This is a genomic window from Gilliamella sp. W8128 (genome assembly GCF_016100545.1).
Classification (GTDB): Bacteria; Pseudomonadota; Gammaproteobacteria; order Enterobacterales; family Orbaceae; genus Gilliamella; species Gilliamella apis.
Genome location: NZ_JACFSE010000003.1, coordinates 146,777 through 172,669, shown reverse-complemented (window position 1 = coordinate 172,669; position 25,893 = coordinate 146,777). Strand labels below are relative to the sequence as shown.

At 34.1% G+C, this 25,893-nt stretch carries 24 protein-coding genes; 14 read left to right on the top strand and 10 right to left on the bottom strand.

The features are described from left to right. Nucleotides 1-23: 23 nt before the first annotated feature. A complete protein-coding gene (gene nikA / locus H3U97_RS03980) occupies nt 24-1,589 on the bottom strand; it encodes a nickel ABC transporter substrate-binding protein (RefSeq protein ID WP_086361203.1) in 1,566 nt (521 codons plus the stop codon). Between the two features lie 277 nt (nt 1,590-1,866). Here nikA and rhlE point away from each other — a divergent pair, with 277 nt between their 5' ends. Beyond that, nucleotides 1,867-3,171 (top strand): ATP-dependent RNA helicase RhlE, encoded by a 1,305-nt coding sequence (gene rhlE, locus H3U97_RS03975; RefSeq protein WP_198198241.1) that lies wholly within the window; start codon nt 1,867-1,869, stop codon nt 3,169-3,171. Nucleotides 3,172-3,198: 27 nt separating this feature from the next. Continuing rightward, on the top strand, nt 3,199-3,540 hold the full coding sequence (locus tag H3U97_RS03970) for a YggL family protein (RefSeq protein ID WP_065651175.1): 342 nt from the start codon (nt 3,199-3,201) through the stop codon (nt 3,538-3,540). A gap of 66 nt (nt 3,541-3,606) precedes the next feature. Here the strand turns inward: H3U97_RS03970 and H3U97_RS03965 are convergent, their stop codons facing one another. Beyond that, nucleotides 3,607-5,199, bottom strand: coding sequence for an ABC-F family ATPase (locus tag H3U97_RS03965; RefSeq protein WP_065651174.1), 1,593 nt, complete (start codon nt 5,197-5,199; stop codon nt 3,607-3,609). Between the two features lie 259 nt (nt 5,200-5,458). Between H3U97_RS03965 and H3U97_RS03960 the strand changes: the two genes are divergently transcribed. Further along, entirely contained in the window at nt 5,459-6,316 is an 858-nt protein-coding gene (locus H3U97_RS03960; protein WP_198198239.1) for a carboxylate/amino acid/amine transporter, read from the top strand. Between the two features lie 7 nt (nt 6,317-6,323). Here the strand turns inward: H3U97_RS03960 and H3U97_RS03955 are convergent, their stop codons facing one another. Further along, the gene (locus H3U97_RS03955) at nt 6,324-7,283 is read right to left on the bottom strand and encodes an AEC family transporter (protein ID WP_165755251.1); all 960 of its coding nucleotides are present in this window, start codon (nt 7,281-7,283) and stop codon (nt 6,324-6,326) included. A gap of 14 nt (nt 7,284-7,297) precedes the next feature. Then, nucleotides 7,298-8,071, bottom strand: a complete 774-nt coding sequence (gene yaaA, locus H3U97_RS03950) for a peroxide stress protein YaaA (RefSeq protein ID WP_198192074.1) — start codon at nt 8,069-8,071, stop codon at nt 7,298-7,300. Between the two features lie 76 nt (nt 8,072-8,147). Between yaaA and H3U97_RS03945 the strand changes: the two genes are divergently transcribed. From H3U97_RS03945 to rnz, 3 genes are all read left to right on the top strand, one after another. Then, nucleotides 8,148-8,375, top strand: coding sequence for a YccJ family protein (locus tag H3U97_RS03945; protein WP_086364319.1), 228 nt, complete (start codon nt 8,148-8,150; stop codon nt 8,373-8,375). Nucleotides 8,376-8,436: 61 nt separating this feature from the next. After that, nucleotides 8,437-8,865, top strand: a complete 429-nt coding sequence (locus H3U97_RS03940) for a lysozyme inhibitor LprI family protein (RefSeq protein WP_198198237.1) — start codon at nt 8,437-8,439, stop codon at nt 8,863-8,865. A 203-nt stretch (nt 8,866-9,068) separates the two neighbouring features. Next, nucleotides 9,069-9,986, top strand: coding sequence for a ribonuclease Z (gene rnz, locus H3U97_RS03935; RefSeq protein ID WP_198198235.1), 918 nt, complete (start codon nt 9,069-9,071; stop codon nt 9,984-9,986). A 405-nt stretch (nt 9,987-10,391) separates the two neighbouring features. On the opposite strand, the gene argE is transcribed toward rnz, so the two are convergent. Beyond that, the gene (gene argE / locus H3U97_RS03930) at nt 10,392-11,549 is read right to left on the bottom strand and encodes an acetylornithine deacetylase (protein ID WP_086320650.1); all 1,158 of its coding nucleotides are present in this window, start codon (nt 11,547-11,549) and stop codon (nt 10,392-10,394) included. 262 nt (nt 11,550-11,811) lie between these two features. Here argE and H3U97_RS03925 point away from each other — a divergent pair, with 262 nt between their 5' ends. From H3U97_RS03925 to H3U97_RS03905, 5 genes are all read left to right on the top strand, one after another. Then, complete coding sequence (locus H3U97_RS03925) at nt 11,812-12,435, top strand: hypothetical protein (protein ID WP_065578808.1); 624 nt, start codon at nt 11,812-11,814, stop codon at nt 12,433-12,435. A 373-nt stretch (nt 12,436-12,808) separates the two neighbouring features. Further along, nucleotides 12,809-13,882, top strand: coding sequence for an HlyD family secretion protein (locus H3U97_RS03920; protein ID WP_065578807.1), 1,074 nt, complete (start codon nt 12,809-12,811; stop codon nt 13,880-13,882). A 13-nt stretch (nt 13,883-13,895) separates the two neighbouring features. Further along, the gene (rbbA, locus tag H3U97_RS03915; RefSeq protein WP_198198233.1) at nt 13,896-16,697 is read left to right on the top strand and encodes a ribosome-associated ATPase/putative transporter RbbA; all 2,802 of its coding nucleotides are present in this window, start codon (nt 13,896-13,898) and stop codon (nt 16,695-16,697) included. A gap of 5 nt (nt 16,698-16,702) precedes the next feature. Next, entirely contained in the window at nt 16,703-17,833 is a 1,131-nt protein-coding gene (locus tag H3U97_RS03910) for an ABC transporter permease (RefSeq protein WP_086320648.1), read from the top strand. Between the two features lie 70 nt (nt 17,834-17,903). Beyond that, the gene (locus H3U97_RS03905) at nt 17,904-18,278 is read left to right on the top strand and encodes a hypothetical protein (RefSeq protein ID WP_198192069.1); all 375 of its coding nucleotides are present in this window, start codon (nt 17,904-17,906) and stop codon (nt 18,276-18,278) included. A gap of 28 nt (nt 18,279-18,306) precedes the next feature. Here the strand turns inward: H3U97_RS03905 and H3U97_RS03900 are convergent, their stop codons facing one another. Together H3U97_RS03900 and H3U97_RS03895 are read right to left on the bottom strand one after the other, a co-directional pair. Further along, the gene (locus H3U97_RS03900) at nt 18,307-19,572 is read right to left on the bottom strand and encodes a Y-family DNA polymerase (RefSeq protein ID WP_198198231.1); all 1,266 of its coding nucleotides are present in this window, start codon (nt 19,570-19,572) and stop codon (nt 18,307-18,309) included. Continuing rightward, the gene (locus H3U97_RS03895; protein WP_198198229.1) at nt 19,572-20,015 is read right to left on the bottom strand and encodes a LexA family transcriptional regulator; all 444 of its coding nucleotides are present in this window, start codon (nt 20,013-20,015) and stop codon (nt 19,572-19,574) included. Before H3U97_RS03895 ends, H3U97_RS03900 begins: the two co-directional genes overlap by 1 nt. Before the next feature lie 277 nt (nt 20,016-20,292). Here H3U97_RS03895 and H3U97_RS03890 point away from each other — a divergent pair, with 277 nt between their 5' ends. Further along, entirely contained in the window at nt 20,293-21,822 is a 1,530-nt protein-coding gene (locus H3U97_RS03890; RefSeq protein WP_198198227.1) for a tannase/feruloyl esterase family alpha/beta hydrolase, read from the top strand. A 74-nt stretch (nt 21,823-21,896) separates the two neighbouring features. Here H3U97_RS03890 and H3U97_RS03885 read toward each other — a convergent pair whose 3' ends face one another. Next, entirely contained in the window at nt 21,897-22,262 is a 366-nt protein-coding gene (locus H3U97_RS03885; RefSeq protein WP_065613460.1) for a helix-turn-helix domain-containing protein, read from the bottom strand. A gap of 184 nt (nt 22,263-22,446) precedes the next feature. Here H3U97_RS03885 and H3U97_RS03880 point away from each other — a divergent pair, with 184 nt between their 5' ends. Beyond that, a complete protein-coding gene (locus H3U97_RS03880; protein ID WP_065578798.1) occupies nt 22,447-22,917 on the top strand; it encodes an ester cyclase in 471 nt (156 codons plus the stop codon). Nucleotides 22,918-23,102: 185 nt separating this feature from the next. Here H3U97_RS03880 and H3U97_RS03875 read toward each other — a convergent pair whose 3' ends face one another. Together H3U97_RS03875 and H3U97_RS03870 are read right to left on the bottom strand one after the other, a co-directional pair. Then, nucleotides 23,103-23,681, bottom strand: a complete 579-nt coding sequence (locus H3U97_RS03875) for a hypothetical protein (protein ID WP_198198225.1) — start codon at nt 23,679-23,681, stop codon at nt 23,103-23,105. Between the two features lie 34 nt (nt 23,682-23,715). After that, nucleotides 23,716-24,459 (bottom strand): Imm52 family immunity protein, encoded by a 744-nt coding sequence (locus H3U97_RS03870; RefSeq protein WP_198198223.1) that lies wholly within the window; start codon nt 24,457-24,459, stop codon nt 23,716-23,718. 504 nt (nt 24,460-24,963) lie between these two features. Here H3U97_RS03870 and H3U97_RS03865 point away from each other — a divergent pair. Continuing rightward, a complete protein-coding gene (locus tag H3U97_RS03865; protein ID WP_065651157.1) occupies nt 24,964-25,851 on the top strand; it encodes a substrate-binding domain-containing protein in 888 nt (295 codons plus the stop codon). The last annotated feature ends 42 nt before the right edge of the window (nt 25,852-25,893 follow it).

The window sequence follows — 25,893 nt, the reverse complement described above, 5'->3', positions numbered from 1 at the left end:
TATTCGCCAATAATATTAGTTTATCAAAAATGCATTTTCTCAAATGGAATATCAAATTGAGAAGGAGCGAACTCAATTCCTTTTAGAGATTTAACCGCAATCGCACGATTACGCTCATAAGTCAGCGGAATATAAACCGCTTCATTATGCAAGGTTTCTAGCACATAACGGAATAGATCTTGTCGCTCTTTTTCATCAGTTGAAATTAATGCTTTACTAATACTCGCATCAATTTGTGGTTTTTCTTGCAAGCCTTGTTGCGCCATATAATCACCATAAACCGGTAATTTCATTCCTGACAAAAATGATTGCGGATCATATGGTGTTCCCCATGAAATATCGAATACCATATCAAAATCACCCGCTTTTTGGCGATCACGATAACCTTGCTCTTCTTCACCATGAATATTAAGCTTTAATCCCACTTGCTCAAATTCGTCTTGCATATATTGGGCAATAGTTTTTTGAGAGGCAGTATTACTATCATAATAAAGAGTGATCTCAAACGGTTTACCATCTTTTTGGCGATAATCTTCACCTTTAACTTTTAGCCAGCCAGCTTTATCTAGTAGTGTTTCAGCTAATTTTGTATCGTAGACATAAGGCTTTAAACCAATGTTGGCATAAGGAATATTGGTTGCCATTAACGTATCAGCTGGTGCTTCGCTATTATTAAAAATACCTTCTGAGATATCTTTCTTACTGATAATATGTTCAATAGCTTGGCGGACATTAACATCACTCAATTGGTTTCTTGTCGTATTCATTAAAACAATTCGACTGGAAACCGGTTTAGACATTAAAGTTTGAAACTTATCCATGCTAGAAAAACGCTCAAATGAATCCGCATCAACCATATTTTTACCATAAATCAGATCGATTTCACCTTTTTCAAGAGCCATTAGTCGACTTTGATTATCTGCGATTACTTTCATAGTCACTTTTTTCAGTAACGGTTTAGTACCCCAATAAGTTGGATTGGCATTAAACACTGCATACTGATCTTTCTTATGATCACCTAAAACATATGGGCCGGTACCAATATAAGATTTCACGCCATTTTTAGTTTCCCCATCAATCATAGAATTTGGGGAAATAAATCGCATAGGGCGAGTGACGGCAATTTCAATCATGAAAGGGTAGTAAGGCTCAGAAAGATTAACTTCAAGAGTATAATCATCTACCGCTTTGACTTCAGTTATTAAACGCACCATTTCTAACCAAGTATGACGAACTTTGTTAGATAACACGGCATCCCAATTTAGCTTGGCACTGTGCGCGTCAAATTTTGCTCCGTCGCTGAATGTGACATCTTTTCTTAGTTTGAAGGTGTAAGTTTTACCTTCGTTAGTGATAGTCCAGCTTTCTGCCAGCCATGGAGAAAAAGTTCCATCTTCATTATAGTGAACTAATGATTCATATAACATATTTTGTGCCCACATTTCACCTGAATATAAATGTGGATTTAAATCACGAATATCACGAAAATTTGCGAAAGTAATATCATCTTTGGCTAAACAATTAAGGCTAAAGCAACTTAATATCAAGACGATAAGTAATTTTTTTAAATGAGGAAAGTTAAAAGACATACCTATTCCATAAAATAATTATATTTTGGGGTAGCAACAATACAATAAATGATAATGATAATCAATATCACCTGTACAATTTGCTTAAAATATAAGCAAAATACTATGAATAAATTTTAAGCGACAAATAACTCTAAACTTTATAGGGTTATTTTCTAAAATGGTAGCATATATTAAATAACTAGCAATGAAAAGATAAAATAATCAGACAATTATTATCAAATTGCTTTATAATGTTTACGATTATTCATTTTTTCGATTATTTAGGAATCATTACATGTCATTTGACTCTCTTGGCTTAGATGCCAAGATTTTAAAAGCTATTGAAGAACAACACTATACCGATCCCACTCCTATCCAACAACAAGCTATTCCCGTAATACTGTCTGGTAAAGATTTAATGGCTAGTGCCCAAACCGGTACCGGTAAAACCGCAGGTTTTGGTTTACCCATTTTGCAAAAATTGCATCAAATGCAATTAAGAAATTCAGCTAAATCAGAACCGAAAAAAGGTAAACGCCCTTTATATGCCTTAATTTTAGCGCCAACACGTGAGTTAGCCGCGCAAATCGGTGAAAATATTCGTGATTATAGTCGTTATTTATCTATTCGTTCATTAGTAGTATTTGGTGGTGTTAGTATTAATCCTCAAATGATGAAACTTCGCGGTGGGGTGGATATTTTAATTGCCACACCAGGACGATTATTAGATTTAGTGCACCAAAATGCTGTCGATCTTTCGCCGGTAAAAATTTTAGTCTTGGATGAGGCCGATCGTATGTTAGATATGGGCTTTATCCATGATATCCGTCGTGTGATCGCTAAATTACCGAAAAAACGCCAAAATTTACTTTTTTCCGCCACCTTTTCTGACGAGATAAAAGGATTAGCGAATACCATCTTAAATTCGCCTGAATCGATTGCTGTGGCGAAAACCAATAGTGCATCTGAGCAAATTACGCAATATGTGCATCGGGTGGATAAGCGTCGTAAGCGTGAATTGCTCTCTTATTTAATTGGCAAAAATCAATGGCAACAGGTGTTAATTTTTACTCGAACCAAATATGGCGCTAACCATCTAGCAGAACAGTTAACCAAAGATGGCATTAAAGCATCAGCAATTCATGGTAATAAGAGTCAGGGCGCCAGAACGAAAGCGTTAGCTGATTTTAAGTCGGGACAAATACGAGCATTAGTCGCTACAGATATCGCCGCCAGAGGATTGGATATTGAGTTATTACCTTATGTTATTAATTATGAGCTGCCACAAGTAGCAGAAGATTATGTTCATCGAATTGGTCGAACAGGGCGAGCGCAAAATCAAGGCCAAGCTATATCGCTGGTTTGTATTGATGAACTTCCTCAATTAAAATCAATTGAGAAATTACTTAGAAAGCCGATTCCAGAAATTTTTACTCAAGGATTTGAAGTCGATTCTCGAATTAAAGCGGAGCCAGTCAAAAAAGCGCCAGCCAGACGAGCTCCAACAAAAAGAAGAAGTGCTGATAAATCTCGAACTTCTAAAAATCATCAGAATAGTATGAAGCAATCAAGCCATCATACACATTCTAAAACTAACTAAATTATTAAAAAGCAGAAGGATATTATTATGGCTAAGGTTAATCGCAGTCGTCGTTTAAGAAAAAAATTACATATTGAAGAATTTAAAGAGTTAGGTTTTACTGTAAGCTGGTCATTTGACGAAGGAACTAATGAAGAAACCATCGATAACGTTGTCGATCAATTTATCGTTGAAGCAATACAAGCTAATGGTTTGGCTTACGAAGGAAGTGGTTATTTGACTTGGAAGGGGATTATTTGTACCCAAAAATTAGGTAACTGTACTGAAGAGGATCGTGACAATGTCACTAAATGGCTTGAGAGTCATGGATTAAAAAATGTTAAAACCAGCGCTTTAATCGATATTTGGTGGGATGAATTAGATTTTTAATTCTTTATAACCAGCCAATAAAAAATGGCCACTTATGTGGCTATTTTTATTGCTTTGCATGCTGCTTTATTCTATGCCTTGACTTCGTAAGTAATCTTCATAGTTTCCGGTATAATCAATCACTTTTTCTGGCGTGATTTCAATAATACGGCTAGCCAGTGAGCTGACAAATTCGCGGTCATGCGATACAAAAAATAACGTTCCTTGATAAAGCTCTAATGCCATATTTAATGATTCGATCGATTCCATATCAAGGTGATTGGTAGGTTCATCCATGACAATGATATTTGGTCGTTGCATCATCAATTTGCCAAACAGCATACGGCCTTTTTCACCACCAGATAGAACTTTAACTTGCTTTTTAATATCATCTTGGGAGAACAATAATCGACCTAAAATACTGCGTACCGCTTGTTCATCATCATTAGGTTGTTTCCATTGACTCATCCATTCAAATACAGTTAAGTCCTGTTCAAACTCATATTCATGATCTTGCGCATAATAACCAATATTGGCATTTTCTGACCATTTAATATCACCTTGTTCTGGTGTTAATTCATTCATCAAGGTTTTAAGTAGGGTAGTTTTACCGATACCATTAGTCCCTAAAATTGCTACTTTTTCGCCAACTTCGACCATGAGATTAAGATTTTTAAATAAAGGACCATTATCGAAACCTTTAGTGAGATTTTCTACCACTAGTGCATTACGAAACAGTTTTTTATCTTGCTCAAAGCGAATAAATGGATTTTGTCGGCTGGATGCTTTGACTTCTTCCAATTTTATTTTTTCAATTTGTCTTGCTCGTGACGTTGCTTGTTTTGATTTTGCAGCATTAGCGCTAAAGCGACTGACGAAGGATTGTAATTCACTTATTTGTGCTTTCTTTTTCGCATTATCAGCTAATAAACGTTCTCTTGCTTGAGTAGCGGCAGTCATATAATCATCATAATTGCCAGGGTAAATACGAAGTTCACCATAATCCATATCGGCCATATGGGTACAGACCATGTTAAGAAAATGGCGATCATGGGATATGATGATCATGGTGCTTTCACGTTCATTTAAGGTATCTTCCAACCAACGGATAGTATCAATATCTAAGTTATTGGTTGGTTCGTCGAGTAATAAAATATCCGGATTTGAAAATAGTGCTTGGGCTAATAATACCCGTAGTTTCCAACCTGGAGCAATTTCACTCATTAGGCCATAATGTTGTTCGATAGGAATACCAACTCCAAGCAATAATTCACCAGCTCTGGCCTCCGCACTATAACCATCCATTTCGGCATATTGGGTCTCTAAATCAGCGACTTTAAAACCGTCTTCCTCACTCATTTCTGCTAACGAGTAAATGCGATCACGTTCTTGCTTGATTTGCCATAATTCTGTATGTCCCATAATTACAGTATCGAGAACAGTAAACTCCTCGAAAGCAAATTGATCTTGGCGTAATTTACCCAATCTTTCATGTGGATCAAGCGATACATTGCCTGAAGTTGGCACTAAATCGCCACCAATAATTTTCATAAAAGTTGATTTACCACTCCCATTGGCACCAATTAATCCATAACGATTACCATTACCAAATTTGACGGAAATATTTTCAAATAGTGGCTTACTACCGAATTGCATTGTGATATTGCTTGTTGTTAACACTAATAATTACTCTTGAATTGATTTGCAACTAAACCATAAAGCTCTTTATGAGATTTAAAGTAACTGGCAAAAATGTGATTTAGCTCATATTATGCCATAATAATGACCTTTTTAGCAGTTTAGTTGTTAATTTTGTCCTTAAAAAGTTTTGTTCGGCAAAATTTTTCACCATTGGTAAACATTTGGTTTTAATTATTGTTTACATTGTTAAAACGAATTGTTACCATGCCTGACTTTTTATTTTCGGTACAAATTTGCTATGTATTACCTTATTTTTGTCACCATTATTTGGTCGTTTTCATTTAGTTTTATTGCGGTTTATTTAAGTGGTCAAGTTGATACTTGGTTTGCGGTAGTCATGCGCGTTTTGCTGGCTTTTATTACCTTTATTCCTTTTTTACGTTTTAAAAATGTCTCTGTAAAGCAGATGTTGCTTTTGATGGGAGTAGGTGCATGCCAATTAGGAATTATGTACTTCTTTTATTACAACTCATTCCAATATATTTCGGTACCAGAGGTTTTATTATTTACCATTTCAACGCCAATTTATGTCACCATCATCTATGATTTACTGCAAGGGCATCGACTAAGACTTAATTATTTATTAACGGCCATTATAGCGGTAATTGGTGCGGCAATTATCCGTTATGACCACATCAGTCGTGATTTTATTATTGGCTTTTTATTAATTCAGGGTGCCAATATCGTCTTTGCTTTAGGGCAAGTCGGCTATAAACGTATTATGGAACTCTATCCATTACCGCAACATCAAGCTTTTGCTTGGGTCTATTTTGGCGCAATAGTTGTAGCATCTATTGGTTGGTTATTATTTGGTAATGCTGACAAACTTCCTACCACTCAATTACAGTGGGGGATTATTATTTGGTTAGGTGTTGTGGCTTCGGGATTATGTTATTTCTTATGGAATTTAGGCGCGACTAAAGTCGATTCTGGTACATTGGCAATTATGAATAATTTGGTTATTCCGGCTGGTATTTTAGTCAATGTTGTTATTTGGCACCAATCAATAGATTGGGGGCGATTCACTATTGGTAGTGCAGTTATTGTTTTTGCTTTGATTTTACACCACAAATTCAAAAATTTTGCGGTGAAATAAGTTAATCTTAAGCAAAAGGTAACTGTAACATTATTGATAGAATTAACGGTGTTGTTATCGATGACAACGCCGTTGATATCAATAAGCTAGATGCGATAGGTCCTTGTAAAACCTCAAACTGTCTTGCCATCATATAGCAATTTATGGCAATCGATACTGAACTTAATAATACGATAACTTGTAGCTCTAAAACAGATAATCCTAACAATTTACCTAAAATATAAGTCGCAATTGGTAAAACAAATAGTTTGATAATACAGATTGCTATAGTGATATGGAGATCATTACGAATTTTATATTCAGCCAGTCCCATACCTAATACTATTAATGATAGCGGTGCGGTCATATCACTGACCATTTTGGTCGATTTCTCGATAAATATAGGTAAAGGTATACCGATGTAATTAACCGCTATACCGACAAATATGCCGATGATAATTGGATTTTTGGATACATTTTTAAAGGCTTTAATAAATCCTTTGCTTGAAAGTTTACCCATTTGCACAAATTCAATGGATACTGTTGCTAAAGTCCATAAAATTAAAGCATTAAATATTACGATAATGGCGACTATAGGAATCGCTTTTTCACCCAATAACATATTGATAATTGGAATACCAACAAATACCGTATTTGTGTAAATTCCACCCATAGCAAACATGGTACTTTCAGAACCATTAAGTTTAAAAAATTTAACCGCAATAAAGCAACTCAAGGCAAAAACAATAAATGAGCCACCAAAAAACACTAATAAAAGATTAATATCAATTTCTGAATGTTCAGAAAAGTGGCTCATAATTTGAAAGAGCATAATTGGGAAAGCAATATAAAAAGTGAATTTAGTTACACTATCGGTTACCGTTTTTTGCCAACGGCCCATTTTTACAGCAATATAACCTAACAAAATTAAGATAAATAAAGGTAAGGTCGTTAAAAACTGCTGCCATAATGTGATTAAAAATTCCATCTTAATATATCTTTCTATGCATGTTTTCTGGTGAAGTACCATTCTAATTCAGTTGAGCGATTAGAATCAAATTGATAGCCATCTAAATTAAAACTTTTAATATCATTATAATTATTAATGTTATTTTTTATAATAAATCGACTCATTAATCCGCGTGCTTTTTTGGCGTAAAAGCTGATCACTTTATAATCATCTTTGGTTTTATCTAAAAAAATCGGTTGAATAATTTTGCCATTTAAGTGTTTAACTTGTATCGCTTTAAAGTATTCATTAGAGGCTAAATTAATTAAAGTTGGTTGAGATGATTTTGCTAACTCTTCATTGAGTTTATCGGTTAAGCTTTCTCCCCAAAATTGGTAAAGATTAGTATTGTTACCATTTTTTAACCGAATACCCATTTCTAAACGGTAAGGTTGAATTAAATCTAGTGGCCTTAATAAGCCATATAACCCAGACAGAATACGTAAATGTGATTGCGCAAATTGCAAGTCACTAGCAGTAAAATCTTCAACATGTAGACCTTCGTATACATCGCCTTTAAACGCTAGAATCGCTTGTCTGGCATTTTGTAAATTAAAATCAGGATGCCAATTTTGAAATCTTTCATAATTGACTGCCGCAAGTTTGGGGCTGATAGACATTAATTTAGCTAAATCATTGCTAGTTAGCTTTTTACAAACAGTAATAAGTTGTTTTGTTGCCTCTAAACATTCGGGTAGGGTATGGGTTGTAGAGATTAATGGACTTTGATAGTCAAGGGTTTTGGCTGGAGAGATGATAGTTAGCATAAAGAGTGTTACCTATTGTGTTTTGTGCGAATAGGGTTTATTTTACCTGTAATCTTAGCAAATAAGGAGAATAAATATGAATAGTACCAAAAAAGAAATACATGATATTCGATCTTGGGCAAATATTCGTGAAACCTCTATTGAAATTGCCGAGGCTATTTTTGAACTCGCTAATGATGATGAAAAATTAGCAGAACAAATTTGGGAAGAAGGTAGCGATGAAGTATTACAACGCGCTTTCGCTAAAACTAAAGCTGATAAGCTCTTTTGGGGCGAACAGACCATCGAACGTAAAAACGTTTAATCTATATTATAAATCAATAATTTAACTAAATTTAGTGTTATCAATAGGATTGTAGAGTTTTATGAAAATAATAAAATTAATGACTATATTTATTATTTTTATGCCACTACAGGTTTTTGCTAATTCAAAATATGCTGATTTAAATCAGTACGAATTGCGCATCTACTGTAGTGGCGAGCCTTCAGAAAGAGCCATGACTGAATGTTTAGAAAAAATTTTTTATATGAGTCAAGCGGAATTAGATAAATCGCAAAAGAAATTTTTCAATGAACTTGATAATTGGTTTGAAGATAAAGAATACATCGTAATTGCCAAAACTAGATTGAAAAAATCTAACCAAGAATTTATTAAATATCGCAATCTGCAGTGTGATTTTGCACGTTCGTTAGGTGGTGGAGCAATTGATAATGCGCTAGATATGATGAAATTTTCTTGCCTTGCTGAGCTGAATTTTCAACGAGCAAAACAACTAGATCTTTATCTTAAATAAATTAAAGTACAAGATGAAATCCTTATTTAAATTATTGTATTGATTTTTGAGATATAAACATTTTGGTTTTAACGTTCTGTTATAAATGAATTAATTATTATAGTTACTAATATAATAATTTTTCTATTTCTTATAGCAAAATAAAATTATCAATAGTTATTCTCAGTATATAATAAAATTTTAAATGACAATTTGATCTTGATATGAAATTAACTTTTTTAGGGACAAGTGCCGGTTCACCAACCGCAGAACGTAATGTAAGTAGTGTTATGCTTGATCTCCGACAAGAACGAGGGCGATTATGGCTGTTTGATAGTGGTGAAGCAACGCAAATGCAAATGCAAAAGGCCAATTTTAGTTTAGCCAAATTGGAGATGATATTTTTGACTCATTTACATGGTGATCATCTATTTGGTTTACCGGGGGTGTTGACAACTCGTTCATTAATGCAAAATCAATCGGCATTAACGTTAGTTGGACCTAAAGGTATTAATCAATTTATTCAAACAGTGATTGAAATTAGTTCTTCATGGCTTACTTACCCTTTAAATATTATTGAACTTGAACAAGATAGCTTAGTGTTTGAAGATAATAAATTTCGCGTCGACGCCAAATTATTACAACATCGAGTCCCTTGTTTTGGTTATCGTATTGTTGAAAAGGATCTTCCTGCAACGCTGGATATTGATAAATTAAAAAAAGATAACATCCAAATAGGTTCACATTATGCTCATTTAAAAGAAGGTTTAACCGTTACTTTAGAAGATGGTAGAACAATTAATGGTAAGGATTATCAAGGCGATATTAAGCAAGGCAAAAAAGTAGCTATTTTGGGTGATACCATCCCTTGTCAAGCATCCATTGATTTAGCTGAAAACGTCGATTTATTAGTGCATGAGGCCACTCAAGAGCAAGCTCTTGAGGCAAAAGCCATTGAACGTGGGCACTCAACGACAATACACGCTGCCAATATAGCTAAGCAAGCTAATGCTAAAAGGTTAATCATAACGCATATTAGCCCTAGATATAGTATACAAGATAATCAAAAACTGGTTAATGAAGCTAGGAGCATCTTTGCTAATACTGAAATTGCTACTGATTTTGCCACTTTTCAAGTTTAATCAATCACGCCGACTTTGTCGGCTATTACTAATAAAACTAATCAAAGCCAAAACTATAACTATAATAATAACAATAACAATAATTAAAACATGACTTTTCTTGTATATTTTTACTAAATCAAAATGACCATATTTGTAAAAAATATTGAGGAGTCTATACCGTCTTAAGATGAAAATGATTCATTAATATCATTTAGTATCACTATTTACAGAAAATTTTTATTTATGATTGTAGTGGTTAGATAACTTTATAAATAAATTTTATTAAGTGATAAATGTAGGATGAAAAAGTAAGTTTTTGTAAAAAATATTGAGGAGTGTATACCGTCTTAATATAAAAATAATGAATTATTGTGCTTTAATAGCATTAAGCTGATTCGCCGACATTGCCGGCGAATGTACTTTTTATAAACAAAAATCTTTAATTAAATTTTCAATGGTTAATTTGGTTGGTTTTAAGAAATCCATTGAAATAAATTCATCTGGTTGATGAGCTTGCTCAATAGAGCCTGGTCCTAAAACGATGGTTGGGGCGATTTGATTTAAATAAGGTGCTTCAGTACTGTAGTTAACGGTTTGCGCGGTGTGACCAACCAGTTTTTCTATATGATTTAATGCTGGATGATCTTTTTTACATTCATAGCCCGGTATTGGTGATACCTCATATTCGATGGAAACTCGATTAGGATATTGGTCCATAACGGGTTGTAATGCTTCACAAAGGGCATTATAAAGTGAGTCAATATCGTTATCTGGTAAAACCCGAATATCAATAATCAATTCACAACAGCCACAAATACGATTAGCTGCATCACCACCATGAATAACACCAAGATTCATGGTTGGATAAGGTACGCTAAAGCCATCATTATGATATTGTTGTTTGAATTTTTGCTTCAAAATAAGTAATCTTTCAATCACTAAATGCATGATTTCGATAGCATTAATACCTTTGTCTGGATCACTTGAATGGCCTGACTTACCAATAACTCTAATTGAATTAGATATAAATCCTTTATGAGCACGAATAGGAATCAATGAGGTAGGTTCGCCGATAATTGTGCAGTCTGGTTGTAGTTGCGTTTGTTGGGCAAAAAATGAAGCACCAGCCATTGATGTCTCTTCGTCTGCGGTCGCTAATACATAAATTGGTTTGGTTAATGTTTTAAGATCGATATCACGCAATGCATCTAATATAAATGCAAAAAATCCTTTCATATCTGCAGTGCCTAGCCCATAGAGTTTATTATTTTCTTCGGTTAACTTAAATGGATCTTTGCTCCATTGTCCATCATCAAAAGGCACTGTATCACTATGACCACTTAATAATAGGCCGCCTTGAGTTTTATTGTCACTATTGGAATAGGTGGCTAACATGTTAAATTTATTACGTGTATTTGGTACAGGTTGAATGTCAATTGTAAAGCCTAAATCAGCAAACCATTGCGCTAATTTGTCAATTAGTGGCTTATTGGAATAATCTAATTTTTCATTGGTTACATTACTGATAGTTGGAGTGGATATTAATTCATTATAAATTGTCAAAAAAGAAGGAAGAGCCATAAAATCACCTTTATTAAATAAGTCATAACGCTGAGAAAAATATATTTAATTACTATATTTCCTTACAACACTGCTAGCAATATCTTGTTGCTATTTTGTTAGACGGTTATTGATTAGCAACTAATTGTTTTATCTTTGAATATTTCGCTACTATTATAGTTAAAGATAGGCTAAATATTATTTGTCATTATTGATATAATAACTTATTTTAAAGCTACTCAAAGTAAAAATTTATTATCAATCACTAATAAGGAAATAGACAGTGAAGATTAAATCATTATGTTTTATTGGTTTACTCATGCCATTTTTCGCAAATGCCCAAAATCCATCATTTGATGATGATTTTAGTCATTTATTAAAAAGCTTTACCCAATGTGATAAGACTTTTTTTTCGGATTTAAATAAAAAAATATATCGTAATTATTTTCCAATCGTAAATTTACCAAATGGTTATAGCAAATTTGTCACTAAATCAAATAATAATCCTAAAAAAAGTAGACTTACATTTGATCCACCCATTATCTTTAATGGTTTAAAAATCGAAAGTTTTGATCAGTCCCAATATATTTACAATGAACATCTGAAGTACTATTTTTGGGGATTTAACACCGATAATACCTTTGAAGAGATTAAAAGTGCGTTACCATGGGTTGATTGGCAAATATCGGCTGATGGTACGCTTGATGTTGCCAATGCGTTATTTTATAAAGATGGTGTTTGGTCTGACAATAAACATGTATTAACCAATGACTCTCCAGTAAGAGGCACTGCTGAAAATTTATTGTTTCTTGAATATGATAGGTTTAGTGGCAAAGTCATGATTCAATGTTCAGTTCAAGGTGATATTCCATTAAAAGAATTAAAACGGTTTAGACCGGATTTATGATCTTTTTCAAGATAATCGTTTAACATTTATAAGATAACTCCAAATTAATTTTATATTGATTTGGAGTTTAGTTTTTTTTATTAACCTTTTTCCATTGACTAAATCAATAATATATTAAAATAATTTTCAATTAAATTAATTGGATATTCATTTTTTTTGCTTTTCTTTATAAATCATCATCTACGTTTATTGTGATCTCTATTTAAAATTATAAATGACCTTTTTTAGCTTTTACTGCGTTTGTATTGCGAGCTGATGTTATTTATAAAAGACATTTGCTATGATGATCATATTGAAAATAAATCGCTTCTAACTATTAAATTTTTCGTTAAGTTATATTTTAGATTTGTCACTTTAGAATAAGGTGTTATTCATGAAACAAATAAACAAAAAATGGATTGTTATTGCAGTTGTAGTTGTTATTATTGGTTTTATTTTGTGGCAGCAATTTAAGCCTGATGGCTATGGTGCTGATTTTACTAGTGGCAACGGACGTATCGAAGCTACTGAAATCAATATCTCTACCAAATTAGCCGGTAGAATTGAAAAGATTAATGTTGAAGAGGGCGATTTTGTCACTGCAGGCCAACCGCTAGTCATTATGCAAACTGATACGTTACAAGCGCAATTAAATGAAGCCCAAGCTCAACATCGACAAGCTATGAGTAATGAAGCGACATCAAAAGCACAAGTAGCTTTAAAAATGAGTGATAAAGTTGCTGCTTTAGCTGGTGTTACACAAAGAGAAAGTGACTTAGATATAGCCAATAAGCATTTACAACGTACTGCTGCACTTTATCAAAAAGGAGCGATTTCAGTACAACAATTTGATGATGATACTGCTAAAGTAAATAGTGCCAAAGCTGCATTAGATTCAGCTAAATCACAAGTTACCGCTGCTGATGCAGCGATTGAAGCTGCTCAAGCTGGCGTAGAAAGTGCTAAATCAGCGATAAATGTAGCGTTAGCGAATATTAATCAAATTCAAGCTGATATTAATGACAGTACCTTAACCGCTCCTGTTGATGGTCGTATTCAATATCGTATAGCCCAACCAGGTGAAGTTTTATCTTCAGGTGGAAAAGTATTAAATCTAGTCAATCTATCCGATGTCTATTTGACTTTCTTTTTACCAGAAACAATTGCGGGGAAAGTGGGTATTGGTGATGAAGTTAGACTAGTGTTGGATGCTCTTCCAGATAAAGCTATTTCAGCCAAAGTTTCGTTTGTATCTAGTGTGGCACAATTTACGCCTAAAACAGTTGAAACCAAAGATGAACGTCAAAAGTTGATGTTTAGAGTTAAAGCACAATTAAGTCCAGAATTGTTAAGATGTTATATTACTCATGTTAAAACCGGTCTCCCTGGCGTTGCATGGGTTAGACTTGATCCTAATGCGGAGTGGCCTTCAGGTTTATCTGATGTTGCAAAATGCCAAACAAAATAATTGGAGATAGCATATGTCAGAATTGGATAAAAGGGATTTGAGGTTACTTGCTGAAGGTAAAGCCATTGAAGATGCAGTTGTTAATGTCAGTAATGTAACATTACATTATAAAAAAACTTGTGCGCTCAATGATGTCAGTATTGCTATTCCACCAAGATGTATGGTGGGATTGATCGGTCCTGATGGGGTGGGTAAATCGAGTCTATTGTCTTTGATCGCCGGCGCGCATGTTATCCAAGAGGGATTAGTTTACGTTTTAGATGGGGATATGAAAGATAAATTACATCGTCAAAACGTATGTACCCGTATTGCTTATATGCCACAAGGATTAGGTAAAAACCTTTATCCTACACTGTCAGTCGAAGAAAATTTACAATTTTTTGCCCGTCTATTTGGTAATGATGCCGCCGAAAGACGGCGACGTATTGATGAGTTAACTAAAAGCACTGGTTTATATCCTTTTCTATCTCGGCCTGCGGGTCGTCTTTCTGGCGGGATGAAACAAAAGGTAAGTTTATGTTCGGCTTTGATTCATGATCCTGATTTACTTATTCTTGATGAACCAACAACCGGTGTTGATCCGCTTTCTCGTGCACAATTTTGGCAACTCATTAATAAAATCCGTGAGCAACGTCCACAAATGAGTGTTATTGTTGCTACTGCGTATATGGATGAGGCACAAAACTTTGATTGGTTAGTGGCAATGTATGGCGGTAAGATCCTCGAAACAGGTACACCACAAGCACTTTTGGCCAAAACAGGGAAAGATAATTTAGATGATGCTTTTATTCAATTAATGCCCGAAGATGCTAGGGAAGGTTATCAAGCGGTTGAAATCCCTCCGTTAGATTTAAATCAAGATTTACCGGTGGCAATTGAAGCAAAAGGATTAACTAAGCAATTTGGCGATTTTATTGCGGTTGATCACGTTAATTTCTCTATAAAGCAAGGCGAGATTTTTGGCTTTTTAGGATCAAATGGTTGCGGTAAATCAACCACCATGAAGATGTTAACCGGTCTATTACCTATTTCATCAGGTGAAGCGTGGTTATTTGGTAAACCAGTTGATGCCAGTGATATTAATGTAAGACGTCATTTAGGTTATATGTCGCAGGCGTTCTCACTTTATAGTGAATTGACGGTTGAGCAAAACCTTGTTTTACATGCTCGTTTATTTGGTATTGAAGAAAGTAAAATACCGGCAAGAGTTGAGGAGTTAGTTAAGCGTTTTGGTCTGGAAAATGAATTGAAAAGTTTGCCAGATAGTCTACCGTTAGGCGTTAAGCAAAGACTTTCTTTATCGGTTGCTGTGGTGCATAATCCTGAAATTCTTATTCTCGATGAACCTACCTCTGGGGTCGATCCGATTGCTCGTGATGACTTTTGGCGTTTAATTATTGAGCTTTCCCGAAAAGATAAAGTCACCGTATTTATCACTACCCACTTTATGAATGAAGCGGCACGTTGTGATAGGATTTCATTAATGCATGCTGGTAAGGTTTTAGCCAGCGATACGCCAGATAATATCATTCATTCTAAAGATGCGAAAACCCTTGAAGAGGCCTTTATTCGATATTTAGTTGATGCTGGCGCTGATGATACAAACAATGATGAAAAAGCTAGCGAAATGCCTAAAGCCGTAACTAATGATAATGAGCAAGTTAAAGTCAATGCACATCATCTACAAGGGTTCAGTCTAACTCGTTTGATTGGTTGTTTGTGGCGTGAAACACTTGAGTTATCCCGCGATCCATTGCGCGCTTTATTGGCACTGTTAGGTTCAGCGATATTAATGTTGGTGATGGGCTATGGTATCACGATGGATGTTGAGGATTTAAATTTTGCAGTATTAGATCGTGATCAAACGATCACCAGTCAAAACTATATTACTAATTTATCTGGCTCCAAGCGTTATTTTATCGAGAAACCGCCAATCACAGATTATGATGATATGGACCATAGGATGAGAAGTAATGAGATAGCGTTGGCGATTGAAATTCCCCCTAATTTTGGCCGTGATATTCAACGCGGTGATCCAGTTAATATCGGTATCTGGATTGATGGCGCTATGCCATTACGTGCCGACACAATTAAAGGATATGTACAAGGTATGCACCTTTCGTGGTTAAGTGACAAAATAAAAACCACTACCGGCACCGCATCTAGCTCATTGGCAAATATTGAGACCCGCTATCGTTATAATCCGGATATTAAAAGTTTGCAAGCGATGGTGCCAGCGGTCATTCCTATTTTACTCTTAATGATTCCGTCAATGTTAGCGGCATTATCCGTAGTGCGTGAAAAAGAAATGGGGTCAATAATTAACCTATATGTAACTCCTGTTACTCGAACTGAGTTTTTACTAGGTAAACAGGTTCCTTATATTGTTATTTCGATGCTTAGCTTTTTATTACTGCTGCTTATGGCGGTTACTATATTTGGCGTACCGATAAAAGGAAGTTTACTAACTTTATGTTTAGCTGGATTAGCTTATTGTATCATTGCTACTGGCTTTGGTTTACTTGCTTCGACGGTAACACGTAGCCAAATTGCGGTTATCTTTTTAACCTGTGTTGGTACTATGTTACCAGCGATACAATTTTCGGGGTTACTCAATCCTGTAGCATCATTAGAAGGGAGTGGGCGATATATTGGTGAAGTCTATCCAACTACCCATATGCTTATTATTGCTCGAGGTGTTTTCAATAAGGCATTAGGATTTTTTGATTTACATAACTCGATATTTACCTTACTGATTACTATTCCGATTATACTTGGTGCAAGTATATTCCTCCTCAAGAAACAAGAAGGATAGATATTATGCAAAGTTTTATTAATATTTATCGCTTAGGTATTAAAGAGTTATGGGGATTGATTCGTGATCCAATCATGTTACTGTTAATCGCCTACTGCTTTACACTGGATATTTATACCGCAGCTACCGCAACTTCAGACTCACTTCATCATGCTTCAATTGCGGTGGTTGATGAAGATGATTCGCCTTTATCAAGGCAAATTATCGCAGCGCTTTATCCGCCAATGTTTAATAAACCAGTTAAATTAAATTCAATGGATGAAGTTGATCGCGGAATGGATACTGATAGTTATACTTTTGCATTAAATATACCACCTAATTTTCAACGTGATGTGTTAAATAACCAAAGTCCAGAAATTCAACTGAATATTGATGCAACCCGAATGGGACAGGCTTTTGTAGGTAATGGTTATATTACGCAAATTGTCACCAGCGAAATAACTAAATACTTTAATCAAATTGATAAACCAACCAGTTTGCCGGTCAATATTGAGGTTCATGCAGCCTTTAATCCTAATTTAACCCGTTCTTGGTTTGGTTCTGTCATGGAGATTATTAATATAGTTACCACATTGTCGATTATTTTAACCGGTGCAGCGTTAATGAAAGAGCGCGAGCATGGTACTATCGATCACTTGCTATCAATGCCTGTGACACCATTTCAAATTATGATCTCAAAAGTTTGGTCAATGGGGTTGGTGGTACTAGTTTCGACTTGGGGTGCATTGTTAGTCGTTGTTCATGGTTGGTTAAATGTGCCAATTGAGGGCTCGATTACCTTATTTTTAGTTGGTGCTGCTTTGCATTTATTCGTGACAACGTCACTCGGTATCTTTATGGCAACCGTGGCTAAATCAACCGCACAATTTGCGATGCTATTTATTTTGATTCTTTTACCGTTACAGATGCTTTCTGGTGGTAGTACGCCAAGAGAAAGTATGCCTGAAGTGGTGCAAAATATTATGTTATTTGCACCTACCACCCATTTTGTCGAATTAGGGCAAGCAATTTTATATCGAGGGGCTGGTTTAAGTGTGGTTTGGACCTCGTATGCGTGGTTATTAGGAATCGGTAGTGTGTTTTTCCTTATTGCACTGAAACGCTTTCGTAGTTCAATTGTTAATATGGGCTCTTAATTTTATGAATAATAAAAGTGCAAAAATTAACTTTATTTGCACTTAATAATTTAAATTATTAAAGTTTTTTATGAAAAAGATTCATTTACTAAAATATAGTATCGCAATTGTAGCTGTTATTACTGTTCCTTTTGCACAGGCTATGACGCTTGATGAAGTTTTCGGTGAAATTGATAATAAGGCGGCTGAATTTATAGCCACCTATAATCAAGAACATCATACTAATTTACATACACTTGAAGCAAATAGAAAATTTTACGCATCTAACTGCCTTTTACCATTAAAGGTAAAGTGGCATAAAATACGCTTAGGCTTAAAAAATCTTCCTCATAAATATGGGCTTTCAATTTCTTGTGAAAAATCTATTAATAGTGATTATAGAAAATGGGATGTATATGTTGATGTAAGAAATGAACAAGGTAATTCAATTCAATCGATTGATTAAATTATTATCTTAGCGGTTAATCGGTTATCTATTTTACCAAAGGTAACTCATCCCAACGAGTCGTATATCGTTGGCTAAGTCGCTCTCGCTTGATTTGCCATGCAGCAGTTTGTCTGATACCACCTAAGTGAATAGTATTTTTTCCCATTTTCTGATTGATGTCATCTATGGTTTTCATTAATTGTTCACTTTTGTGTTTTTCAGTTGCTGATGTTTCAGCAGTAAATAAATCCGATTGACAATAATTATCTTTAGTTTTTAAATCAAGTAACATCACACCTGATTTCATAAATAAAAAACCTGGTTTATAAATGGATTGTAACCCTTTTTGGGCAGCATGAATGATAAATCTTGAATCATCGCTCGCCGATAATAATGGCACCACAACTGACGGATTATATTGCGCTAATTCAGGTCGAAATCGATTAGTTTTTAAAAACACCAGTACGGCATTAGCAACTGATTTTTGCTTTCTCAATTTTTCTGCGCCACGGCTGGCATGCACACGAATTGCTTCTTGTATATCAAATAGATTATTAGTTAAATGGCCAAAACTACGTGATGTCATAATATTTTTTTTAGCGGTATGCAGATCATCTAATTCAATACAATTTATACCACGTAGCTCAAGCACGGTACGCTCAAGGACAACTGAAAATAATTGTCTGATTTGTTTTAAATTAGCTTGATATAAATCCCAAGCGGTGTGAATGCCTAATACTTTTAGCCGTTGAGCAATTCGCCAACCAACACCCCATATATCTGCAACTGAGAATTGCTTTAAGATAGTTATTTTTTCTTCCAGATCCGTCGGAAAACAATAAACACCTTGATGAATAGGTTGTTTTTTGGCGATATGATTAGCTAACTTTGCTAGCGTGCGAGTTGCGGCAATCCCGATACTGACTGGGATACCTGTATCACGTTTTACTATTGCTTTTAAATTTTGACAATGATTTAAAGCATGGCTAAACCCGTTTAGATGAATGAAAGCTTCATCGATCGAATAGAGTTCGATATCCGCAGTATAATGACGAACGGTATCAAATACTCGCTGACTCATATCACCATAAAGTTCATAATTAGAGCTTAATAAGGTAATTTTTTTTTGAATATGGGAGGGGATTTGATAGGCCGGCATGCCCATAGCAACTAACGGTTTGAGTTCATTAGAGCGTGCTATTACACAACCATCATTATTTGAAAGAATACCAATTGGTTTTCCTTCTAATTTTGGATTAAATACCCGCTCACAAGATGCGTAAAAATTATTACAATCAATTAAGCCAATCATCAGTGTCCTCGTTTACGTAGGGAATGAATGGTATGTATTACCACTCCCCAAATATGCACGTCTTTGCCAGCTAATGAAATAGGTGGGTAAAGTTTATTGCCAGACAATAAATGATGTTCGCCATTAATAAAACTTAAACATTTACAGGTTAATTCACCGTCCACAGCAGCAACAACAATATCATCTATTTTCGGTTGTAAAGAACGGTCGACAACAAGGAGATCACCACTATAAATGCCATAATCAATCATCGAGTCACCAATCGCTTTAATATAGTAAGTTGCACTAGGATGCTTCACTAAATGACTGGTTAGATCTAGTTTTGTTTCTAAATAATCATCAGCAGGAGATGGAAATCCAGCTCTTACTGGTGTATCAACTAAAGGTAAATAAACAGTGAGCGAACTATTAGCTTGCCCAAGGACAACACAATATTTATTCAAGAAAAGACTCCGAAAAATTAATAAAAACGAATAGTGCTGGATAATTCGTATTAAAAAACAATATATGTATAAATATACAGTATAAAATTCTTAATTCAATAAAAATGAGTGTAAAAAAATAAAAATAGATGATTAAAATAGGTATTAAATTACTATCGATAAGTGATATTCACTGATAAAAATAATCATGATTAATGTTGTTATTTATACGGCTAATGACTAATATTAATGATAACTAGTTTTATAAATTATATTTTTTGAGGATAGGGATGAGGATATGATGAAATACAGTTTATTGTTTTTATCGGTGTTAAGTTGTTTAGCATCTTCTGCTTATACGACTTCCGCGAAAGCTAATGTCGAAGAGCGTTGTCACGCATTGGCAAATTTGAAATTAGAGAATGCTAAAGTAGTAAGTAGCGAAATAATTGCCGATCGTTTTTCACCAAGTTCTAAATTGGCTGATACTTTAAGAGGTGCTAAAGCTAAAGAAATTGTTGATTTACCGCAGATTTGTCGCGTCGAATTATCCATTGAACCGGCTATTAATGTCGAAGTTTGGTTGCCTACTAATTGGAATCAGCGATTACAAGCAATAGGTGGTGGTGGATATGCAGGATTTATACCATTTGATAAATTAGCCGTAGCGGCTAAAAATGGTTATGTTGCAGCCGCTACAGATACTGGACATACAGGTAATTTAGTGGAAGGCAAATTTGTCTTTAAAGATGGTAAATTACAGGCCGATTCGATAACTGATTTTGCTTATCGTAGTGTACATGAGATGACTGTAAAAACCAAACAAGTCATAGCGTCATATTATGGTCAAGCTGCTAATTATGCATATTGGAATGGTTGTTCAACTGGTGGAAGACAAGGGCTAATGGAAGCACAAAGGTATCCGGCTGATTATGATGGTTTGTATATTGCAGCACCAGCAATCCATTGGGATAAATTTGTACCAGCAGAAATATGGCCTCAAATTGTTATGCAACAAGAGCTAGGTAAACCGATCGATAACGATAAACTGGAAAAAGTTAGAAAAGCGATTATTGAACTGGCTGATGAAAAAGATGGTATTAAAGATGGCCTAGTTAGTGATCCAGCAGCAGTAGAAATCAGCGATGAATTGCTAAATAAAGCAGGACTTGATAAGGACGAAGTTCTCACACTAAGAAAAATTTGGCAAGGACCAACAGATCAAAATGGCAAATCTTTATGGTTTAGCATTGAACCGACTGCACCACTTGATGTTTTAGCTAGTAATAAAGGGCCTTTTCCTATTCCAGAGGATTATTTAAAGTATTGGATTAAACAAGATCCTAATTTTGACTGGAAAACATTAGGTTACAGCGGTTTTGATAACTATTTTAATGAATCAGTAGAGTTATTCCGTCCAATAATGGGAACTGATAATGCCGATTTGAGCCAATTTAAAAAATTGGGTGGCAAAATGATTATTTGGCATGGTTTGAATGATCGCCTGATCGCACCGAAAGGAACAATTCAATATTATAATAATGTATTGAAGATTATGGGCGGTAAAGATTCAGTCGATGATTTTGCAAAACTCTACCTAGCTCCTGGTGTTGACCATTGTAATGGTGGCGATGGCCCAGATAAAATTAATGGTTTTGAGTCGCTCGTTAATTGGGTTGAGAAAAAACAAGCGCCAAACAGATTAATTGCCCAAAAAGTTGAAAATGGTCAAGTCACCCTACAACGTCCTTTATGCCAATATCCACAAAAAACGATTTATCAAGGTAAAGGGGATACTAATAATCCTGAAAACTTTGTTTGTCAGTAATTTAATCACTAGCTAACCAATATATTTGGTTAGCTTTGTTTTTATCTTTTCAAAAATAACTATTCTAATAATTACTAATTTTGCCGTTTTCTCGCTCGACAAATCGCTTGATGATTCTCATCCGCCCACTGTATTAATGTATTCATTGGTTTAAGAAATGATATACCAAGCTCAGCTAGAGCATACTCTACACGAGCAGGGACTTGTGCATAAACGGTTCGAGTAATATAGCCATCTTTTTCAAGTCTTTTTAATGTCCGTGACAGCATTTGCCGTGATATATCACCAATTTCTTTATGTAAAGAATTGAATCGCATCGCATTATGTTCTAATGATTTTAGAATTAACAGACTCCATTGATCGCCAATTCTATCGAGAACATCACGAATAGGACATGGATGGTCAAATTCAAATAGTTCACTTTTTGTCGTTTTAGCCATTGTCATAATTATCGTTATCTCGTTTGCCTAAACAGATTAAGTCACATTGAGTTGACCTAGTCATGTTTATGTTACTTATTGTTTTATTTGATTTTTATTGTTACTATTCAATCAGTCTACATTATAGACTAATAACGCATTATAGATAGAGTTTATCTAAATTAAAATAGAAATTGGAGTTGGTATGAATGTAATTAAAAAAAGCTTTGTTATTGGTATTTGTTTGTTGAGTTTTACTGGTATTGCCGTTGCAAAAGATCTAAAGCAAAGAAATCTCGCTCAAGAGGAAGAAAATCGTACACTGGTTATCAATTTTTATAATAACTTCTTTAATAAGCATCAAGTGGCTGAGGCAACTAAAACGCTGTCTGAAGATTATAAACAACATAATCCCTATGTTGCTAATGGTAGAGCACCTGCGATTACGTATTTCGAAGGCTTCTTTAAACAAAATCCACAATCAAGTAATACTATAATTCGCTCATCAGTAGAAGGCGATATTGTATGGTTACATGTCCATTCTAAAATCAATAATGATGATCTTGGTAAAGCGGTAGTTGATATATTCCGAGTTAAAGATGGAAAAATAGTGGAACATTGGGATGTGATCCAAAATGTACCAGAGCAGGCAGAAAATAATAATACGATGTTTTAATGATTGATTCGATAACTTATAAGCGCTTTAATGGCGCTATTTTATATTCAATTGAATTAAATTAATAGTCATCACCTTAATTGTTATTAATCTAGACATTTTATGCTAATCAATGTTATTGAAATTAGCTTTTATAAAGCCCTTATAAAGCCCTTATAAAGAAGGGCTTTGTTTTATATGTTTTATTATTCGTTAAGATAATTTTCAATAAAATCGAATTTACGAGCTACATAAATCATATCTTGAAATTGTTGTTGTGCTGGTTGGTCCGTTTTTTCGATCCATGCCTTAACTATAGGGTTATCTTTAAACGTTGGGTCAGATGCATAAGCATATAAATAGGTTTCAATGACCTTAATTTCAGTAAATTTTAAATCAACTAAATAATGATAAGCCGCCAATAATCGCTGAAATAATTGAGTTGAGTTTTCATTAGGTAATGAAATATGCTCACTTTGCATATTGGTAATTAATTCATTGATATAACTATTCGCATCAACATGATAAATTGTTCTGTTTAAAAATAGTACTTCGGCTAATTTATCAGCGGCATCTTGAGTTATTTTTGCCTTTTGTTCTGCCGTTAATCTTGAGTTGCTTTTAATTGTTTGCGGCCCATCTTTAATCGCTTTCTTGGCTTCAATTTCACTTCGTGATAGATTGACATCAGGGTCATATTTTATTACAGCTATAATTGCCGCTGTGTTAACTAGAATTTTAGTTGCATCTAACAAAGTAGATTTATTTTTTATCATTTCAACCATTTTAATTCTCAAATTTTTATATTAATGTCATAGATTATAAATCGTGTTTCATAGGTAAAAGATCTGCTTCACGCAATTTCAATTCCACATTATTCATAGTTTTAATATCATTAATATTTTTTTGTATATTAGGAAAATGATCAAATAAAACAATGACAGTACCAATATGCTTATTCTCTTTTATAATTGGTATTAATTGATAAACTTCTGGATAATCTTTATGTTGTAATGGACTAGGTATGTAAGCCATTAAAGATAAGTTTATACGTGGCGGAAAGATATAAATTGAACTAGGAATTTCTCTACTATTCATAGTAATAAAGTTATGGCTAAATTTTTGTGCTAATCCAGTTATAAACGATGCCATTTTATCAATAATTTGTTTACTTTCAGGTAAATCAAAAGAAAAACCAACGGAAGATTTACCCGCCTGAAAACATCCGATAGCTTTGTATCCGGAATAGAACATCAGATTACAATTAGATAATTTTTGACTATCGGCAAAACATAATAAAACACTGCCTCTTGTGTCGATTTGTTTACAAGCACGTGATAGTTTTTTTAATCCATATTCGGTAAATCCTTCAGAACCATAAATTAAAGCTTTAGGCTTACCTTTGGCTGTACTTCGAGTTGGATACCAGTGGGCATTGTCATCTATACAGTGTTGATAAATATTTAATATGTCATGTAGTTGTTGATTAAGATCGGTAAATACAATTTGCTGCTTTCTGGGAAGATGAATTTTAATATCAAATTGCGTCATGTTTATTTCCATGTAAACATCCTTATTTTTTATCTTTCATTTTTACAAATTAATCATAACATTATTTATCATTAAAAATGAAAGTAGTTTTACTTATTATTTTTTAATTTAAATAAGCAAAAATTCGACGATTAAAAAGATTTAATTAGACTATTTTGTCTGTTTCTAATTGAGTTTGTAGTAGTCAATATTGATGTTGCTAGCTTACTTTTAAATCTCCTATAAATAATATTTAACTTTTAAAATGAAAATATATTTTTATATTTTTGCTTTTATTTTGAAAATTTGAGAGCTTCGTCACAATAAAATTTGTTTCAAAAACTATACTAATAATACGTAGCGTAAAGTTACGAATATTGCAGTAAATAGAGAAAAATTATGGTTTCAAATCTTTTTAAGAATATTTTTCTTTGTATTGTATTTTGATAGTTGCATGATGATAAAGAATAAAAGATTGGATGATTTATTCTTTCCTATAAGGTTAATTATCATGCTTAAAATTAAGGAGCTCTTTCTATGAAAAAAATATCTAAACTCTTTTTTGTGTGTTTTCTATTTTTTTTCACTTTCGGCGCACATGCTAAGCAATATCATATAGGTGTTTCATTATTAACCCAACAACATCCTTTTTATATCTCATTAGCAGATGCTATAAAACAAAAAGCTCAACAGGAAAATGTTGATTTATCACTATCCATCGCTAGCCAAGATCTTAATAAGCAAATTTCAGACATTGAAGATTTTATTATTAAAAAAGTGGATTTAATTATTTTATCACCAGTTGATTCAAAAGGTGTACAAGCTGCAATTATGAAAGCTGAAAAGGCGAATATTCCAGTTATTACTGTTGATGTTCCTGCCGTTGGCGTCAAAGTCGTTAGTCATATTGCGACCAACAATTATGCTGGTGGTGTTACTGCCGGTGAGTTAATGGGGAAATTATTAAACGGTAAAGGAACGGTTGGTGTTATTGATTATCCTATGGTGCAATCAGTTGTTGATCGTGTTGATGGATTTAAAGAAGGATTGTCTAAAACTCCAGACGTCAAGATAGTGTCTATTCAAACAGGAATTACTCGTGCAGAAGCTCTTGTTGTTGCACAAAATATGTTACAAGCATACCCAGACTTAAATGGAATTTTTGGTTTTGGTGATGATGCTGCATTATCAGCGGTTATCGCGGCGAAATCTGTTAAAAATAATGATATAAAAATCATTGGTTTTGATGGCATGGATGAAGCAAGAAAAGCTGTAGATAAAGAAAAGACATTCGTAGCTGTAATTCAACAATATCCAAATAAATTAGGTGAAATCGCTGTAGCTACTGCAATTGACTATTTAAATGGTAAAAAAGTCGATGAAGTAATCCCAGTCACCCCTGGTGTATACACAGGAAAAGAATAATTCATAATAAGGGATAGGGTAATATCTATCCCTTCCACAAGG